This window comes from Streptomyces sp. NPDC056224 (assembly GCF_042267665.1).
Lineage (GTDB): Bacteria > Actinomycetota > Actinomycetes > Streptomycetales > Streptomycetaceae > Streptomyces.
The window spans coordinates 279,931-296,058 of sequence record NZ_JBHJTK010000005.1; the positions used below are offsets into that span (position 1 = coordinate 279,931).

The window sequence follows — 16,128 nt, forward strand, 5'->3', positions numbered from 1 at the left end:
CCGCCGGGGAGGTACACCCCCTGGACGGGGCGGACGGGCCGGTACGGGAGAATGGGTTTGCGCTCGTACAGACCCACAGGGAGACCCCGTGTCCGGATTCGTCGAAAAGCCCGAGCCGGTTGAGGTTCCCGGCCTCGTCCACCTCCACACCGGCAAGGTGCGCGACCTCTACCGCGACGAGGACGACCGCCTCGTCATGGTCGCCAGCGACCGGATGTCCGCCTTCGACTGGGTGCTGCCCACCGAGATCCCGGACAAGGGCCGCGTCCTCACCCAGCTCTCGCTCTGGTGGTTCGACCAGCTGGCCGACCTCGTCCCGAACCACGTCATCTCCACCGACCTGCCCGAAGGCGCGCCCGCCGACTGGGCCGGCCGCACGCTCGTCTGCCGCAACCTCGACATGGTTCCGGTCGAGTGCGTGGCCCGCGGCTACCTGACCGGCTCCGGCCTCGCCGAGTACAAGCAGACCCGCACCGTCTGCGGGCTCGCCCTCCCCGAGGGCCTCGTGGACGGCTCCGAGCTGCCCGCGCCGATCTTCACCCCGGCCGCCAAGGCCGAGGTCGGCGAGCACGACGAGAACGTCTCCTACGAGGAGGTCGTGCGCACCGAGGGCGCCGAGACGGCGGCCCTGCTGCGCCGGACCACCCTCGCCGTCTACGGCCGCGCCCGGGACATCGCCCGCGAGCGGGGGATCATCCTGGCGGACACCAAGTTCGAGTTCGGCTTCGACCCGAAGGACGGCACGCTGGTCGCCGCCGACGAGGTGCTGACCCCGGACTCCTCCCGCTTCTGGCCGGCCGACCTGTGGGAGCCGGGCCGTACCCAGCCCTCCTTCGACAAGCAGTTCGTCCGCAACTGGCTTTCCTCCCCGGCCTCCGGCTGGGACCCGAAGGGCGAACTCCCGCCGCCGGCCCTCCCGCAGGAGGTCGTCGAGCAGACCCGCGCCAAGTACGTCGAGGCCTACGAGCGGCTCACCGGTCTGACCTGGACGGCGACGACCGGGATCACCCCGGCCTGAGACACGAAGAAGCCCCCGGTCGAGGACCGGGGGCTTCTTCCCTGCAGAGCGGACAACGCGACTCGAACGCGCGACATCCACCTTGGCAAGGTGGTGCTCTACCAACTGAGCTATGTCCGCAAGCGCCGTAAGGCGAGACCTACTATACCCAACCTCGCTGCCGTGCGAGACGCACTGCCGTGTGCCGGTTCTCGGCCCCGAGCTTCGACGCCGCCGAGGAGAGGTAGTTCCGTACGGTCCCCTGCGACAGCGAGGCCCGCTCGGCGATCTCCGCGACGGGCGCCCCGTCCGCCGCGAGCTCCAGTACCTCCGCCTCCCGCGCGGTCAGCGGCGAGTCCCCCGCGCTGATCGCGTCGGCCGCCAACTCCGGGTCCACGTAACGCCCTCCGGCGTGCACGGTCCGGATCAGCTCGGCCAGCCGCTGCGCCGAGACGGTCTTCGGCGCGAAGGCCCGCACGCCCGCCGCCAGGGCCCGCTTCAGGTGCCCGGGACGGCCGTGACTCGTCACGATCATGGTCTTGCAGTCGGGGAGTTCGGCCCGGAGGGATGTGGCCACACTCACACCGTCGGCGCCCGGCATCTGCAGGTCCAGCACCGCCACGTCCGGCCGGTGCGCCCGCGCCATGGCGAGGGCCTCGGGCCCGGAGGCCGCCTGGGCCACGACCAGCAGGTCGTCCTCCAGGGCCAACAGGGCGGCCAGCGCCCCGCGGATCAGGTGCTCGTCGTCGGCGAGCAGTACGCGTACGGGGCTCACGCCCGCACCTCCAGTCGTTGCACGTGTCCGCCGGGTATCTCGGCGCACAGCCGGAAGCGGCCGCCGGCCGCCGGTCCCGCCCGCAGGGTTCCGTCCACCACCGCGAGCCGCTCCCGCAGCCCGGCCAGCCCCGAGCCGGGCGGCCCGGCGGGCGTATCGGGAGCTCCGTCGTTCTCCACCACCAGGGTCACCGGCCCCTCCTGGGGCGCCGTCAGCCGGATCACGCAGTTGTGCGCGTCCCCGTGCCGCAGGACGTTCGTGGTCGCCTCGCGCACCACCCAGCCGAGCGCCGACTGGACCTCGGGCGGCAGTTCGTGCCCGGCCGCCTCGAAGTCGACCCTGCAGGCCATTCCGGCCGCCCGCAGCACGCCCCGCGCGCCCTCCAGCTCCACGGCGAGGTCCGCCTCCCGGTAGCCGCGCACGACGTCGCGCACCTCCCGCTGGGACTCCTGGGCGATCCGCTGCACCTCGATCATCTGGTCCACGGCCTCGGGCCGTTCGCGCCGCGCCAGCTGGACCGCCAGCTCGCTCTTGAGCGCGATCACCGCCAGGTTCCGGCCCATCACGTCGTGCAGGTCCCGGCCGAAGCGCAGCCGCTCCTCGGCGACTGCGAGGCGCGCCTGGATCTCGCGGGACCGGTCCAGTTCGTAGACCGTCTTCAGCAGCCAGGCCGAGAATCCACAGGTGGCGCTGAAGAGCAGGTTGCCGATCAGCGCACCCACCGCGTAGCCCAGCGCCTCCCCCGGCGGCAGGCCCATCGCGAGCACGGCCACGGCCGTACCGGCGGCCACGGCCGGACCGACGCACCACATGAGTCTCACCGACCGCAAGGACAGGACCAGTGATCCGGTGGCGAAGCAGGTGAGCCCCGAGACCAGCGGCGGCGCCACGGCCGGGTCGAGTGTCCCGGTGGCGCGCAGCGCGAGGACGCCGAGCGCGGCCGCACCCGTCGCGAGGGCCGTGGCCACCGCGAGCCGGGTGGGGCGTTCGCGCCGGCCCACCACCCAGTGCAGGGCCCTGGAGGAGTGCACTCCGCACAGCACCGCGTGGGCGCACGCCATCAGGCCGAGCGAGACCGGCACCAGCGGCGGGGTGTTCCCGACGGCGCCGGCCAGCGGCGCCAGCCCGACCCCCAGGAGCTCCATGACCACGAAGAAGTGGAACGACCAGCGCGTGTACAGCTCGACCTTCCCGGCGGTGCTCCGGTTGCGCCACCACCCCTTCAGCTTCGGCATGCTTCCCGTCCCCCGGATCTTTCCTTCTTCTGCCGGCCGCGCGGTTCCCGGCGGAACCGCCGCAGATCAGCAAACACGGTGATCACGATCCGGGCCAGTGCGGAGGACGTTCCTGCCGTGCACCGGCAGGCCGGGCCCGGCTCGCCCGTGCGCGCGAGCCACTCCCGGAAGGCCTCCTCCAGGGGGCCGGACCGGACGTCGAGCCCCGCCAGTTCCACGCCGGAGTCGTTCGCCCAGCGCAGCAGCTCGGTCAGCGCCACCTGGAGCCGTCCGGTACGGATCTCCACGAACTGCCCGTACGCCGCCGCGCGCAGCGTCAGCGGGAGCCTCGCCGCGGGCACCCCGGCGGGCAGCGTGAAGCGGATCCGGGCGGGCCGGTCGGCGGCGGCTTCGGTCATGGCCCAAGCCTCGCGTCGTCCGGACGGGTCCGGCAGTGCGAGCCGTCACGATCCGCGATGACATTTGTCAGGGAAGGTCCGGAGCGGCAAAGGCGAGGGAGCACCAGGAGGAACACGAAGAAGGCCCCGGTCGTAATGACCGGGGCCTTCTCCTGTGGAGCGGACGACGCGACTCGAACGCGCGACATCCACCTTGGCAAGGTGGTGCTCTACCAACTGAGCTACGTCCGCATGTACTGCGTGCACTGCCTCGGCAATGCGTGCATCACTCTACCTGATCCACGGTGGTGGTCGGTAAACCGATGCAGAGCGGGTGACAGGGATCGCACACTGCGCCTTCCCCCTGGAAGGGGGACGTTCTACTACTGAACTACACCCGCACGACCTTCGGGGTTCTGACCTGCGGCCTCGCCCCTCGGCGTGATCCACACATTAGCCGACGCAGGGGGGTGGATGGCAAATCGGCCCTCAGTGAGCCGCGTTGTAGGCCTCGTAGATCTTCTTGGGGATGCGGCCGCGGGGCGGGACCTCGTACTGGTTGGACCGGGCCCAGGCCCGGACGACCGCCGGGTCCGGTGCGATGGACGTGTGCTTGAAGGCCTTCCCCGAACGCGACTGGCGGCGGCCGGCGGCCACGAAGGGCTCCAGCCCCTTCCGCAGTTTCATTGCGTTGGCCGCATTGAGGTCGATCTCGTACGACTTACCGTCCAGAGCGAACACGACCGTTTCCGTCGCTTCTCCGCCATCGATGTCGTCGGAGAGCGTGACTACTACGCGCTGCGCCACGGATATCGGTCCCTTCGTGCGACGCCGCCACCTGCTGGCGTGGGGCGATGTCGCCTGTGTGGATGTTTCGGAGCAATGCATCTTTCCGTCCCCGTTGTGAAGCGGTGAAATCCCACCTCGCGGGGTGATTCCTTTGTACCCCGATTCCCATTGCATTGCGAAGCCCAGTTAATTCTCTCCGCGTGTCCCGCCGCAATCCCGGACGCGTGTTTTTCCTGGTGATTTTGCGAAGCGTTGGTGAAGCCAAACCGGCCGGTGATCACGTCCGGAGGATATCTACCCGCGTAGAAATTTCGGCCGGGTACGCTGAGGGAACCGCCTTCGCACCAACCACACACGGGAGTGCCCGATGGCACGCGTCGTAGTCGACGTCATGCTCAAGCCGGAGATCCTCGACCCCCAGGGCCAGGCGGTGCAGCGTGCACTGCCGCGCCTGGGCTTCGACGGGATCGCCGACGTCCGTCAGGGGAAGCGCTTCGAACTGGAAGTGGAGGGACCGGTCGACGAGGCCGCCCTCGACCGCATCCACAAGATGGCCGAAACGTTCCTCGCCAACACCGTCATCGAAGACTTCACCGTGAAGGTCGAGGCCTGACGGTGACCACTCGCATCGGTGTCGTCACGTTCCCCGGAACGCTCGACGACCGTGACTCGCTGCGCGCCGTCCGCCTCGCCGGGGCCGAGCCGGTTTCGCTCTGGCACCGCGACAAGGACCTGCACCAGGTCGACGCGGTCGTCCTCGCGGGCGGCTTCTCCTACGGGGACTACCTGCGCGCCGGGGCCATCTCCCGCTTCTCGCCGGTGATGGAGACCATCATCGAGCAGGCCAAGGCGGGCATGCCCGTCCTCGGCATCTGCAACGGCTTCCAGATCCTCACCGAGGCCCACCTGCTGCCGGGGGCGATGCTCCGCAACAACCACCTGCACTTCATTTGCCGCGACCAGAAGCTGCGGGTGGAGAACGCGGAGACCGCGTGGACCGGCGACTACACCGCCGGCCAGGAGATCTCCGTCCCGCTCAAGAACATGGACGGCCGCTACGTCGCCGACGAGCACACGCTCGACGAACTCGAGGCCGAAGGCCGTGTGGCCTTCCGGTACCTCGACGTGAACCCGAACGGTTCGCTGCGCGACATCGCCGGCATCACCAACGCCGCTGGCAACGTCGTCGGCCTCATGCCCCACCCCGAGCACGCGGTCGAGCCGCTGATCGGGACGGGCCGCACCGACGGCCTCCCGTTCTTCACGTCGGTACTGAAGAAGCTGGTCAACGCATGAGCCTGGACACCGTCAAGCACGCCACGGACACCCCGGACGCCGCGCAGCCCTGGAAGGAGCTCGGCCTCAAGGAGGACGAGTACGCGCGCATCCGGGAGATCCTCGGCCGCCGCCCCACGGGCGCCGAGCTCGCCATGTACTCGGTCATGTGGTCCGAGCACTGCTCGTACAAGAGCAGCAAGGTCCACCTGAAGCAGTTCGGCGAGAAGGTCCCGCAGAACGACGCCATGCTCGTCGGTATCGGCGAGAACGCCGGCGTCGTCGACGTCGGCCAGGGTTACGCGGTCACCTTCAAGGTCGAGTCGCACAACCACCCCTCATACATCGAGCCCTACCAGGGTGCGGCCACCGGCATCGGCGGCATCGTCCGCGACATCCTGGCCATGGGCGCCCGCCCGGTCGCCGTCGTGGACCCGCTGCGCTTCGGCGCCGCCGACCACCCCGACACCAAGCGCGTCCTGCCGGGCGTGGTCGCGGGCATCGGCGGGTACGGCAACTGCCTCGGCCTGCCGAACATCGGCGGCGAGGTCGTCTTCGACGCCTGTTACCAGGGCAACCCGCTCGTCAACGCCGGCTGCATCGGCGTGATGAAGCACGAGGACATCCACCTCGCCAAGGCGTCCGGCCCCGGCAACAAGGTCATCCTCTACGGCGCCCGCACGGGCGGCGACGGCATCGGCGGCGTCTCGGTCCTCGCGTCCGAGACCTTCGACGACACCAAGCCCACCAAGCGCCCCGCCGTCCAGGTCGGCGACCCGTTCCAGGAGAAGCTCCTGATCGAGTGCACCCTGGAGATCTTCAAGGAGAAGCTGGTCGCGGGCATCCAGGACCTCGGCGGCGCCGGGCTCTCCTGCGCCACGTCCGAGCTGGCCTCCGCCGGCACCGGCGGCATGCGCGTCGAGCTGGACACCGTCCCGCTGCGCGACGCGACGCTCTCGCCCGAGGAAATCCTCATGAGCGAGTCGCAGGAGCGCATGTGCGCGATCGTCGAGCCGCAGCACGTCGACCGCTTCATGGAGATCTGCGAGAAGTGGGACGTCATCGCCACCGTCATCGGTGAGGTGACCGACGGCGACCACCTGGAGATCTTCTGGCACGGCGAGCTCATCGTGGACGTGCCCCCGGGCACCGTCGCCCACGAGGGCCCGACCTACCACCGCCCCTACGCGCGCCCCTCCTGGCAGGACGCGCTCCAGGCGGACGACGCGGGCAAGCTGCCGCGCCCGGCGACCCCGGCCGAGCTGCGCGCCCAGGTCCTCGCGCTGGTCTCCTCCCCGAACCAGGCCTCGAAGTCCTGGGTCACCGACCAGTACGACCGCTTCGTGCAGGGCAACACCGTCCTGTCGCAGCCCGAGGACGCGGGCATGGTCCGCATCGACGAGGAGTCCAACCTCGGCGTCGCCATGGCCACCGACGGCAACGGCCGCTTCGCCAAGCTCGACCCGTACACGGGCGCGCAGCTGGCGCTGGCCGAGGCCTACCGCAACGTCGCCGCGACCGGCGCCAAGCCGCTGGCCATCTCCGACTGCCTCAACTTCGGCTCCCCCGAGGACCCGGACGTCATGTGGCAGTTCGCCGAGGCCACGCGCGGTCTGGCGGACGGCTGCCTGGAGCTGGGCACCCCGGTGACCGGTGGCAACGTCTCGCTCTACAACCAGACGGGCGACACCGCCATCCACCCGACCCCGGTCGTGGCGGTCCTCGGTGTGATCGACGACGTCAACCGCCGTACGCCGATGGCGTTCGCCGAGACCGGCCAGCTGCTGTACCTGCTGGGCGACACGGCCGAGGAGTTCGGCGGCTCGGCCTGGTCCCAGGTCGTCCACGACCACCTCGGCGGCATGCCGCCCAAGGTGGACCTGGGCCGCGAGAAGCTGCTCGGCGAGATCCTGATCTCCGCCTCGCGCGACGGCATGATCGACGCCGCGCACGACCTGTCCGACGGCGGCGTGATCCAGGCGCTCACCGAGTCCTGCCTGCGCGGCGGCAACGGTGCGCGGATCGTGGTGCCCGAGGGTCTGGACGCGTTCACCTTCCTGTTCTCCGAGTCCGCGGGCCGCGCCATCGTGTCCGTCCCGCGCAGCGAGGAGCTCCGCTTCACCGACATGTGCGGCGCGCGGGGCCTGCCCGCCACCCGCATCGGCGTGGTGGACGGCGAGGAGATCGAGGTCCAGGGCGAGTTCACGATTCCGCTCGCGGAACTGCGTACCGCTCACGAGGCGACGATCCCGGCGCTGCTCGCCTGATCCCGCCTTTCGCGTACGAGGCCCCGTCCACGCCGTGGGCGGGGCCTCGGCGTTGCCCGCGGCGGGTTCCCGCGGTCTCCCGGTGCCCACGCCGCCGCGCGGCGTGGACGCACCGAGCCGACGCCGCCCGGATAGGGTCGCCGCATGCCGCCCGGGAAGAAGAAGCAGCGTAGGTACGACCCCGCGAAGATCCGCGCGGCCGTCACCGCGCAGTTCGCACATGTCGCCGACGCCGTACACGAGTTGACGCCCGAGCAGCTGGCGCGGCCCAGCGGGCTCGGGGACTGGAGCGTCGCCGACCTCGCCGGGCACATCGCGTGGATCGCGGACTCGCTCGCGAGCGGCCTCGCCCGGCCGCCCGCCGGCGTCGCCGAGATCTCGGCCGTGGAGTGGCCGTTCGCCACCGCGTCGCTCGCCGGGAAGATCTCCGAGGCGGCCAGGGAAACCGTGGACGGGGCCCCGCTGCCCGAGCTGTTCGACCGGGCGGCCGCCCGGCTGGCCGAGGCGCTGGCGGCGAACCCGGGCGGCGACCGGGTGCTGACCCTGTGGATCGGCGACATGACCCTGGCCGACTTCCTGGTCACGCGGACCGTGGAGCTGGCGGTCCACACCGACGACCTGAACCGGGCCGCCGGACTGGACATCCCCGTCGAGCGGCAGGTCCTGGCCGCCTGCACCCGGCTGCTCGCCGACGCCCTCGCCCTCAAGGCGCCCGGTGGCGCGGTCGAGGTACGGATCCCGCCCTTCGCCGTGGTCCAGTGCGTCGAGGGCCCCCGGCACACCCGCGGCACCCCGCCCAACGTCGTGGAGACGGACCCGCTGACCTGGATGCGGCTCGCCACGGGCCGTACCGGATGGGCCGAGGCCCTCGACGCGGCGCAGGTCAGCGCCAGCGGCGAGCGGGCCGACCTGGCGGCGCTGCTCCCGCTGATGAGCTGAGCGGAACCGGCCGGGGGCCGTCTCCGTCCCAGGAACATGCGTACTCTTCGGAACCTTCCGGCCGGCCTGGCGCTCGTCCTCGCGCTCGCCGCGTGCGGCCAGTCCGGGGACGGCGGCGCCCGCAGGCTCCCCGAGCCCGTCGGCTCCTGGGCCGTGGAGTCCCTGACCACCGGCGGCCGCACCCTGCACGCGCCGGACGCCGCCCGTCTCGACATCGGGCGGGACGAGGCCAAGGGCAACTACGGCTGCAACGGGTTCACGGCGGCGGTGGTCCTCGAAGGAACCTCCGCCCTGACCGTCACCCCCGGCGCGACGACCGCCATGGCCTGCGCGGACCAGGCCTTCGAGACGGAGTTCGCCAGGCTGTTCACGGGTCGGCTGACCATCGACCGGGGCCCCGACCGGCTCACCCTGAAGACCGCCGACGGGAGCACCATCGCCATGACGTCGAAGCCCCCGGCCGCGGACGCGCCGCTCACCGCGACCGAGTGGTCCGTCGACTCCCTGACCGGTGGCGGGACCGCGTCCTCCGTGCCCGCCGAGGCCGCCGGCGCGGCACGGTTCACGATCGCGACCGACGGCTCGGCGAGCGGCAGTCTCGGCTGCAACCGGTTCAGCGCCAAGGCCACCGTCGCCGGGCCCACGGTCACCTTCGGTCCGCTCACCACCACCCGCATGGCCTGCGAGGGCCCGGCGGGCGAGGTCGAGCGGGCGCTGACGGAGCTGTTCGGCAGCGGTCCGCTCACCTGGAAGATCCAGGACCGGATCCTGACGCTCACCGCCGCCGACGGCAAGGGCCTGACCGCCGCGGGGGCCTCAGCCGCCGAGTGACGTCACCCGTGCGCGCCGACTCGGCCCGCACCTCGTCGGGCAGCGGCGACAGGTCCCCTACGCCCAGGAAGCCCGGCCCGGCAGGGGGGCCGGCGGGGGAGGAGTCGCGCGTTCACCGACTTCCGGGCCGCCCGCGGCTCCGCCGGCCGGGCCGGTTCCGCCACGGCGCGCACGCCGCCCGTGCGCCGTCCGGAAGGCGCGTTCGCCGGATCCTGCGCGCCCGTCCCCGGCGGTCTCGGCAGCCGCCGCCGGGCCCGCTCCCGGCCCCGCCGCAGCGGCGGCGGTCACTGCGACGGCGCCGCCGAGGGCACGTCGGGGGCACGCCGGGGCAGCTCCCTCTCGTACGAAGACACAAGTATTTCAAGCCGCGGCCCGCCCGTCGGCTGCCGGCGGCTCCCGGCGGGGCGCGGGATGGCGCGCGGCGCGGCAGGGCGGGGCCGGTCGGAGCCGAAATGAGGAAGGGCGAGGAGGAGTTGTGGCTGCGCGCGGCGGCGACGGATGACGCTCACGGCACGGGCCAGGTGCCTGCGTGGCGGCGCCCGAGGAGGGTGACGGAACGGTCACCGAGGGGCTGCGCGGGGCGAGAATGTGTGCGCATGCTCTTGTAGCAATCGACAAGGGCATCCGAATACCGAGACGAGGGCATCCCGTCACCCTCTGTGCTGTGACATTTCCCGGCCGTCCCCAATTCGGACCAGTGGTCGATCTCGCCTACACTCGGGAGCGTGCCTCGTGGTGATGGACGACTCAACCACGACCTGCTCCCCGGAGAGAAAGGCCCCCAGGACGCTTGCGGCGTCTTCGGTGTCTGGGCTCCGGGTGAAGAGGTCGCCAAGCTCACCTACTTCGGACTGTATGCACTGCAGCACCGCGGACAAGAGTCCGCGGGAATCGCTGTGAGCAACGGTTCCCAGATCCTCGTCTTCAAAGACATGGGCCTCGTATCCCAAGTCTTCGACGAAACCTCTCTCGGCTCGCTCCAGGGTCATATCGCGGTCGGTCACGCCCGCTACTCGACCACCGGAGCCTCCGTCTGGGAGAACGCTCAGCCCACTTTCCGTGCGACCGCCCACGGCTCCATTGCCCTGGGTCACAACGGCAACCTGGTGAACACCGCCGAGCTCGCCGAAATGGTCGCCGACCTCCCCCGTCAGGACGGCCGCGCCACCCAGGTGGCCGCCACCAACGACACCGACCTGGTCACCGCCCTGCTCGCCGGCCAGACCGACGACGAGGGCAGGCCCCTGACCATCGAGGAGTCGGCCGCCAAGGTCCTCCCGCAGGTCAAGGGTGCCTTCTCGCTGGTCTTCATGGACGAGGGGACCCTCTACACCGCCCGTGACCCGCAGGGCATCCGCCCGCTGGTCCTCGGCCGCCTGGAGCGCGGCTGGGTGGTCGCGAGTGAGACCGCCGCCCTCGACATCTGCGGCGCCAGCTTCGTCCGCGAGGTCGAGCCGGGTGAGCTCATCGCGATCGACGAGAACGGTCTGCGGACCTCCCGATTCGCGGAAGCGAAGCCCAAGGGCTGTGTCTTCGAGTACGTCTACCTGGCGCGCCCGGACACCGACATCGCCGGCCGGAACGTCTATCTCTCGCGTGTCGAGATGGGCCGGCGCCTGGCCAAGGAAGCCCCGGTCGACGCCGATCTGGTGATAGCGACGCCGGAGTCCGGCACGCCCGCCGCCGTCGGATACGCCGAGGCCAGCGGAATTCCGTACGGCTCCGGCCTGGTCAAGAACGCCTACGTCGGCCGGACCTTCATCCAGCCCTCGCAGACGATCCGCCAGCTCGGCATCCGCCTGAAGCTCAATCCCCTCAAGGAAGTCATCCGGGGCAAGCGCCTGGTGGTCGTCGACGACTCGATCGTCCGCGGCAACACCCAGCGCGCCCTGGTCAAGATGCTCCGCGAGGCCGGCGCGGCCGAGGTCCACATCCGGATCTCCTCGCCGCCGGTGAAGTGGCCGTGCTTCTTCGGCATCGACTTCGCCACCCGGGCGGAGCTCATCGCCAACGGCATGACGGTCGACGAGATCGCCACGTCGCTCGGCGCGGACTCGCTCTCGTACATCTCGCTCGACGCGATGATCGAGGCGACCACCATCCAGAAGCCCAACCTCTGCCGTGCCTGCTTCGACGGCGAGTACCCCATGGAGCTGCCCGACCCGCAGCTCCTGGGCAAGCAGCTGCTGGAGACCGAGCTGGCCGGCGGCACGGACGCCGCCGACGCGCTCCGCCGCCCGTAGGCGCGTTCGTTCGCCGGCTCAACCTGCGCTGGGCCCTCTCTTCGAGGCTTCTCCGGGGGGCCCAGCACCACCCGCAGTAACGACACGAAAGCTCTCTCCTGTCATGACAGAGAAGACCACCGGTGCCAGCTACGCAGCCGCAGGCGTGGACATCGAAGCGGGAGACCGCGCCGTCGAGCTGATGAAGGAGTGGGTGAAGAAGACGCAGCGCCCCGAGGTCCTCGGCGGCCTCGGCGGCTTCGCCGGCCTCTTCGACGCCTCCGCCCTCAAGCGCTACGAGCGCCCGCTGCTCGCCTCCGCCACCGACGGGGTCGGCACCAAGGTGGACATCGCCCGCCAGCTGGGCGTGTACGACACCATCGGCCACGACCTGGTCGCCATGGTCATGGACGACATCGTCGTCTGCGGCGCCGAGCCGCTCTTCATGACCGACTACATCTGCGTCGGCAAGGTTCACCCCGAGCGTGTCGCCGCCATCGTCAAGGGCATCGCCGAGGGCTGTGTCCTCGCCGGCTGCGCTCTGGTGGGCGGCGAGACCGCCGAGCACCCGGGCCTGCTGGGCCCGGACGACTTCGACGTGGCGGGCGCCGGCACCGGTGTCGTCGAGTACGACCGGCTGCTCGGCGCGGATCGCATCCGTACGGGTGACGCCGTCATCGCGATGGCTTCGTCCGGCCTTCACTCGAACGGGTACTCGCTGGTCCGGCACGTCCTCTTCGACCGGGCCGGGATGGCCCTGGAGCAGGAGATCGCGGAGCTCGGCCGCACCCTGGGCGAGGAGCTCCTGGAGCCCACCAAGATCTACTCGCTGGACTGCATGGCACTCACCCGTACGGCCGAGGTGCACGCGTACTCGCACATCACCGGCGGCGGCCTCGCGGCGAACCTGGCCCGGGTCATTCCGGACCACCTGCACGCCACGGTCGACCGTTCGACCTGGACGCCGGGCGCGATTTTCGACCTGGTCGGCAAGGCCGGGCAGGTGGAGCAGCTGGAGCTGGAGAAGACCCTGAACATGGGCGTCGGCATGATGGCCGTGGTCCCGCAGGAGTCGGTGGACGTGGCCCTGACCGCGCTCGCCGACCGGGGTGTGGACGCCTGGGTCGCGGGAGAGATCCTGGACCGCGGCGACCGTACCGAGGGTGCGACCCTCACCGGTTCCTACGCGAGCTGAGCAGCACTGAAACCCGGCCCGGGGCGATGCCCCGGGCCGGGTTTCAGTCTTTTGACCTGTCGTGCAGACGCCTCAGGGCGTCAAGCGCCGCGACGCTGTGCCGACGGACCGGACTCCTCGTCCTCGTCGTCGTCATCGCTGTTGTACAGATCCGCGTACTTGGCGTACGGGTCGTCGTCGTCCAGATCGTCATCGACTTCGACCGGCTCGCTGACAGGCAGCGGATCCGTCGGCGATGCGCCCAGCTCATTGGCCAGACGCGAGAGGTCAGTCCCGCCGCTGTTGTACTTCAGCTGGCGGGCGACCTTTGTCTGCTTGGCCTTGGCCCGGCCGCGCCCCATGGCTCGACCCCCTCGGTGACGGGGCTCGACGGCCCCAGAGTCTGACACGCGTTCATGGTTCGGAGCGGGCTCTCCGTGGAGAGACCGTCCGTAGGGGTTTAACGGTACCTGCTTCCGCGGCCATACGGTACGCCGCCCGCATGACGCGCCCCGGTGCAGAACCAACAAGGCGCCCCGTCCTCGCTGGTCACCGCGATTTTAACGCTTTCCTGGCCCGCGACCCGCCGAAGTGCAGTGAGTTCCGTCTCGCCGCACCCCGGCGGGCGCTTCCGGGAGCCCCGGCGGATGCCTAGACGGCGCGCGCGGCGCGGGCGTCCGCCATCCGCTGCTCGGCGATCCGGTCGGCCGCGGCGGCCGGCGGAATGCCATCCGCCTTCGCGCGAGCAAAGATCTCCAGAGTGGTGTCGAAGATCTTCGTGGCCTTGGCCTTGCAGCGGTCGAAGTCGAAACCGACCAGCTCGTCGGCGACCTGGATCACGCCGCCCGCGTTGACCACGTAGTCCGGGGCGTAGAGGATCCCGCGGTCCGAGAGGTCCTTCTCGATGCCGGGGTGGGCGAGCTGGTTGTTCGCCGCGCCGCAGACGATCTTGGCGGTCAGGGCCGGGACCGAGTCGTCGTTCAGGGCGCCGCCCAGCGCGCAGGGGGCGTAGATGTCCAGGCCCTCGACGCGGATCAGTGCGTCCGTGTCGGCGACCGCGGTGACCTTGCCCGGGTGCTTGTCGAGGATCCGGCGCACGGATTCCTCGCGCACGTCCGTGATCACGACCTCGGCGCCGTCCTCCAGCAGGTGCTCGACCAGGTAGTGGCCGACCTTGCCGACGCCGGCCACGCCGACCTTGCGACCGCGCAGGGTCGGGTCGCCCCACAGGTGCTGCGCGCTGGCGCGCATGCCCTGGAAGACACCGAAGGCGGTGAGCACCGAGGAGTCGCCCGCGCCGCCGTTCTCGGGGGAGCGGCCGGTCGCCCAGCGGGTCTCGCGGGCCACGACGTCCATGTCGGCGACGTAGGTGCCGACGTCGCAGGCGGTCACGTAGCGGCCGCCGAGGGACTCCACGAACCGGCCGTAGGCCAGCAGCAGTTCCTCGCTCTTGAGGACGTCCGGGTCACCGATGATCACGGCCTTGCCGCCGCCGAGGTCGAGACCGGCGAGGGCGTTCTTGTACGACATGCCGCGCGAGAGGTTCAGCGCGTCGAGGACGGCCTCCTCGTCGGAGGCGTACGCGTGGAACCGCGTACCGCCGAGGGCGGGGCCCAGGGCGGTGGAGTGGATCGCGATGACGGCTTTCAGGCCGGTGGCTCGGTCCTGGCACAGCACGACTTGCTCGTGGCCGCCCTGTTCCGTGCGGAACAGGGTGTGCAGGACGCCGTCGGTCATTTCGGTCACGGTGGTGACTCCCATGGAAGAGATGCGGCGGAATGACGCCCGCCCTGCGGGTGGGGGGAGGGCGTGCTGGGAGCAGCGTAAGACCTCCGGGGCGCGCGTAGTCGTCCTGTCCGAGGATCGGAATCCTCCCGTGCTGCGACGGCCCCCCGGAGTACGTCCGGGCGGCGCGGGGGAAGAGGAGGGCGTGAGCGAAACCCCGGATCCCCTGCTGCCCTCCGCGCGCTCGGCGCCGACCGTCCCGTACGCCTCCTACCTGCGTGTCTACGAGCCCCTGGCGGCCTTTCCCGAGGAGGAGCGCACGCACTGGGCCGACTACGCCCGGCGCGGGACGGCCCCGACCGCCCAGGACGAACTGCGCAGATCGCTCACGGACTTGGTCCGGGTGCCCCGGGTGGGGGTGCCGGCGCAGGAGAGCGCGGACGCCTTCACGGCGGAGGTCGACGGGGTGCTGCTCGTCTGCCCGTGGCGCACCCGGCTCCGTGGCTGGCTGGCGCTCCAGGAGCTGGTCGAGTGGTTCCCGCCCACGGTGCTGGACGCGGCGCTCCCCCCGCTCATGCGCAGGCGGGCGGCCGAGGAGTACGAGCGCTGGCGCGAGCGGAACCCGGACGCGCGCCCCTGGATCCGTACGGGCGTGTGGCAGGTGCCCCTGCGCTGGTTCGTGCTGGTGGCCGACGAGGAGCGGGAGTACGTGGCGGGTGAGCGGCTGCGCTACCGGACGCCGATGGTGCAGGCGCGGCGACGTCTCGCGCGGGCCCTGCGGACCCTGCGCGAGGCGGAGGGGTACGGGGCGCTCGCCGACGGCCTGGTCGAGGTCGGGAGCTGGCTGGAGGAGTTCCACCCGCGGTCGATGGTCGAACTGGACTATGGCGGGCTGCTGCACGCGCTGCCGGCGGACCGGCTCGCGGCGGACCGGTCGGCGGGTGAGCTGGCGGCGGGGATCGCGGCCTTGCGGGCGGGGGACGAGGAGGGGGCGGCCGAGGCTTACGGGGAGCTGGCGGACCGGTGGAGGGCGGTCCGGGAGAGACTGTTCGCGAATTAGTTCCCGGGGGCCGAAACCGGCCCCGGCAGGTCTCGCGGCACCCGTACGGACCACCGCGTATCGTCCGAACGGTCATAAATGGCTGATCAGGGCCTTGATCATGGCATTCAGGACTAAGCTCCAGGACCTACGTCCCGATACGGGCCATTGGCCCAAGCGTGACGGACCGCACTAACCACACCCTTGCGCCCTTCCCCTACCCTCGTGCCAAAATAGGACAAGGAGTCCGGGGAGGGTTCCTTCCGCCCAACTAAGGGCGGAATGCTCGGCATTGCGCTCTACGGGGGGTCTGACGGCTCCTGATCGCTTCCTGATCACTCTGTGACTGATCGTCACAGTGGGGTGACTGTCCGTTATGGGACGGTCCATCGGCTTCCGCCGCTGATGAACACCTCGGAGGGCAATTCCGTCGGTTTGGCCCTTAGGGCTGGACGGATGGTGTAGTTGTAGTGCCGAGGACAA

At 70.8% G+C, this 16,128-nt stretch carries 14 protein-coding genes, 3 tRNA genes and 1 pseudogene; 9 read left to right on the forward strand and 9 right to left on the reverse strand.

Going from position 1 to position 16,128, the window contains the following annotated elements; genetic code table 11:
* Positions 1–88: 88 nt before the first annotated feature.
* Positions 89–1,018, forward strand: coding sequence for a phosphoribosylaminoimidazolesuccinocarboxamide synthase (locus tag ACFCZ1_RS10265; RefSeq protein ID WP_376677937.1), 930 nt, complete (start codon positions 89–91; stop codon positions 1,016–1,018).
* A gap of 47 nt (positions 1,019–1,065) precedes the next feature.
* On the opposite strand, the gene ACFCZ1_RS10270 is transcribed toward ACFCZ1_RS10265, so the two are convergent.
* The 7 genes and pseudogenes from ACFCZ1_RS10270 to ACFCZ1_RS10300 all read right to left on the reverse strand — a co-directional run bounded on the left by ACFCZ1_RS10270 (position 1,066) and on the right by ACFCZ1_RS10300 (position 4,191).
* Positions 1,066–1,138: transfer RNA gene (locus ACFCZ1_RS10270), tRNA-Gly, on the reverse strand.
* Positions 1,139–1,160: 22 nt separating this feature from the next.
* Positions 1,161–1,772 carry a response regulator gene (locus tag ACFCZ1_RS10275; protein ID WP_376677938.1) on the reverse strand — a complete coding sequence of 204 codons (612 nt, stop codon included), beginning with the start codon at positions 1,770–1,772 and terminating at the stop codon, positions 1,161–1,163.
* Positions 1,769–3,007: a sensor histidine kinase gene (locus tag ACFCZ1_RS10280; protein WP_376677939.1), complete on the reverse strand. Its 1,239-nt coding sequence runs from the start codon at positions 3,005–3,007 to the stop codon at positions 1,769–1,771. The genes ACFCZ1_RS10275 and ACFCZ1_RS10280 overlap by 4 nt, the downstream gene beginning before the upstream one ends.
* Before the next feature lie 167 nt (positions 3,008–3,174).
* Positions 3,175–3,393, reverse strand: a pseudogene (locus tag ACFCZ1_RS10285) (ABC transporter ATP-binding protein); the annotation flags it as partial.
* 167 nt (positions 3,394–3,560) lie between these two features.
* Positions 3,561–3,636: transfer RNA gene (locus ACFCZ1_RS10290), tRNA-Gly, on the reverse strand.
* Between the two features lie 77 nt (positions 3,637–3,713).
* Positions 3,714–3,785 (reverse strand) — tRNA-Gly (locus ACFCZ1_RS10295).
* An 88-nt stretch (positions 3,786–3,873) separates the two neighbouring features.
* Positions 3,874–4,191 (reverse strand): Lsr2 family protein, encoded by a 318-nt coding sequence (locus tag ACFCZ1_RS10300; protein ID WP_376677940.1) that lies wholly within the window; start codon positions 4,189–4,191, stop codon positions 3,874–3,876.
* 349 nt (positions 4,192–4,540) lie between these two features.
* On the opposite strand from ACFCZ1_RS10300, the gene purS reads away from it, so the two are divergent.
* The 7 genes from purS to purM all read left to right on the forward strand — a co-directional run bounded on the left by purS (position 4,541) and on the right by purM (position 12,902).
* Positions 4,541–4,786, forward strand: coding sequence for a phosphoribosylformylglycinamidine synthase subunit PurS (gene purS / locus ACFCZ1_RS10305; protein ID WP_376677941.1), 246 nt, complete (start codon positions 4,541–4,543; stop codon positions 4,784–4,786).
* 2 nt (positions 4,787–4,788) lie between these two features.
* A complete protein-coding gene (purQ, locus tag ACFCZ1_RS10310) occupies positions 4,789–5,469 on the forward strand; it encodes a phosphoribosylformylglycinamidine synthase subunit PurQ (protein WP_376677942.1) in 681 nt (226 codons plus the stop codon).
* The gene (purL, locus tag ACFCZ1_RS10315; protein ID WP_376677943.1) at positions 5,466–7,715 is read left to right on the forward strand and encodes a phosphoribosylformylglycinamidine synthase subunit PurL; all 2,250 of its coding nucleotides are present in this window, start codon (positions 5,466–5,468) and stop codon (positions 7,713–7,715) included. Before purQ ends, purL begins: the two co-directional genes overlap by 4 nt.
* A 144-nt stretch (positions 7,716–7,859) precedes the next feature.
* Positions 7,860–8,654: a sterol carrier family protein gene (locus ACFCZ1_RS10320; RefSeq protein WP_376677944.1), complete on the forward strand. Its 795-nt coding sequence runs from the start codon at positions 7,860–7,862 to the stop codon at positions 8,652–8,654.
* A gap of 36 nt (positions 8,655–8,690) precedes the next feature.
* On the forward strand, positions 8,691–9,485 hold the full coding sequence (locus tag ACFCZ1_RS10325) for an META domain-containing protein (RefSeq protein ID WP_376677945.1): 795 nt from the start codon (positions 8,691–8,693) through the stop codon (positions 9,483–9,485).
* Between the two features lie 725 nt (positions 9,486–10,210).
* Positions 10,211–11,728, forward strand: a complete 1,518-nt coding sequence (purF, locus tag ACFCZ1_RS10330; protein WP_376677946.1) for an amidophosphoribosyltransferase — start codon at positions 10,211–10,213, stop codon at positions 11,726–11,728.
* 103 nt (positions 11,729–11,831) lie between these two features.
* Positions 11,832–12,902, forward strand: a complete 1,071-nt coding sequence (gene purM / locus ACFCZ1_RS10335; protein WP_376677947.1) for a phosphoribosylformylglycinamidine cyclo-ligase — start codon at positions 11,832–11,834, stop codon at positions 12,900–12,902.
* Positions 12,903–12,982: 80 nt separating this feature from the next.
* Here the strand turns inward: purM and ACFCZ1_RS10340 are convergent, their stop codons facing one another.
* Positions 12,983–13,243 carry a DUF3073 domain-containing protein gene (locus ACFCZ1_RS10340; RefSeq protein ID WP_328926452.1) on the reverse strand — a complete coding sequence of 87 codons (261 nt, stop codon included), beginning with the start codon at positions 13,241–13,243 and terminating at the stop codon, positions 12,983–12,985.
* 289 nt (positions 13,244–13,532) lie between these two features.
* Complete coding sequence (locus ACFCZ1_RS10345) at positions 13,533–14,627, reverse strand: Leu/Phe/Val dehydrogenase (protein ID WP_376677948.1); 1,095 nt, start codon at positions 14,625–14,627, stop codon at positions 13,533–13,535.
* A 184-nt stretch (positions 14,628–14,811) separates the two neighbouring features.
* Between ACFCZ1_RS10345 and ACFCZ1_RS10350 the strand changes: the two genes are divergently transcribed.
* Positions 14,812–15,666: a hypothetical protein gene (locus tag ACFCZ1_RS10350; RefSeq protein ID WP_376677949.1), complete on the forward strand. Its 855-nt coding sequence runs from the start codon at positions 14,812–14,814 to the stop codon at positions 15,664–15,666.
* The last annotated feature ends 462 nt before the right edge of the window (positions 15,667–16,128 follow it).

Coding starts and splice junctions, on each gene's coding strand:
- purS (WP_376677941.1), top strand. CDS start 4,541: ATGGCACGCGTCGTAGTCGACGTCATGCTCAAGCCGGAGATCCTCGAC.
- ACFCZ1_RS10325 (WP_376677945.1), top strand. CDS start 8,691: ATGCGTACTCTTCGGAACCTTCCGGCCGGCCTGGCGCTCGTCCTCGCG.
- ACFCZ1_RS10320 (WP_376677944.1), top strand. CDS start 7,860: ATGCCGCCCGGGAAGAAGAAGCAGCGTAGGTACGACCCCGCGAAGATC.
- purM (WP_376677947.1), top strand. CDS start 11,832: ATGACAGAGAAGACCACCGGTGCCAGCTACGCAGCCGCAGGCGTGGAC.
- ACFCZ1_RS10340 (WP_328926452.1), bottom strand. CDS start 13,243: ATGGGGCGCGGCCGGGCCAAGGCCAAGCAGACAAAGGTCGCCCGCCAG.
- ACFCZ1_RS10280 (WP_376677939.1), bottom strand. CDS start 3,007: ATGCCGAAGCTGAAGGGGTGGTGGCGCAACCGGAGCACCGCCGGGAAG.
- purL (WP_376677943.1), top strand. CDS start 5,466: ATGAGCCTGGACACCGTCAAGCACGCCACGGACACCCCGGACGCCGCG.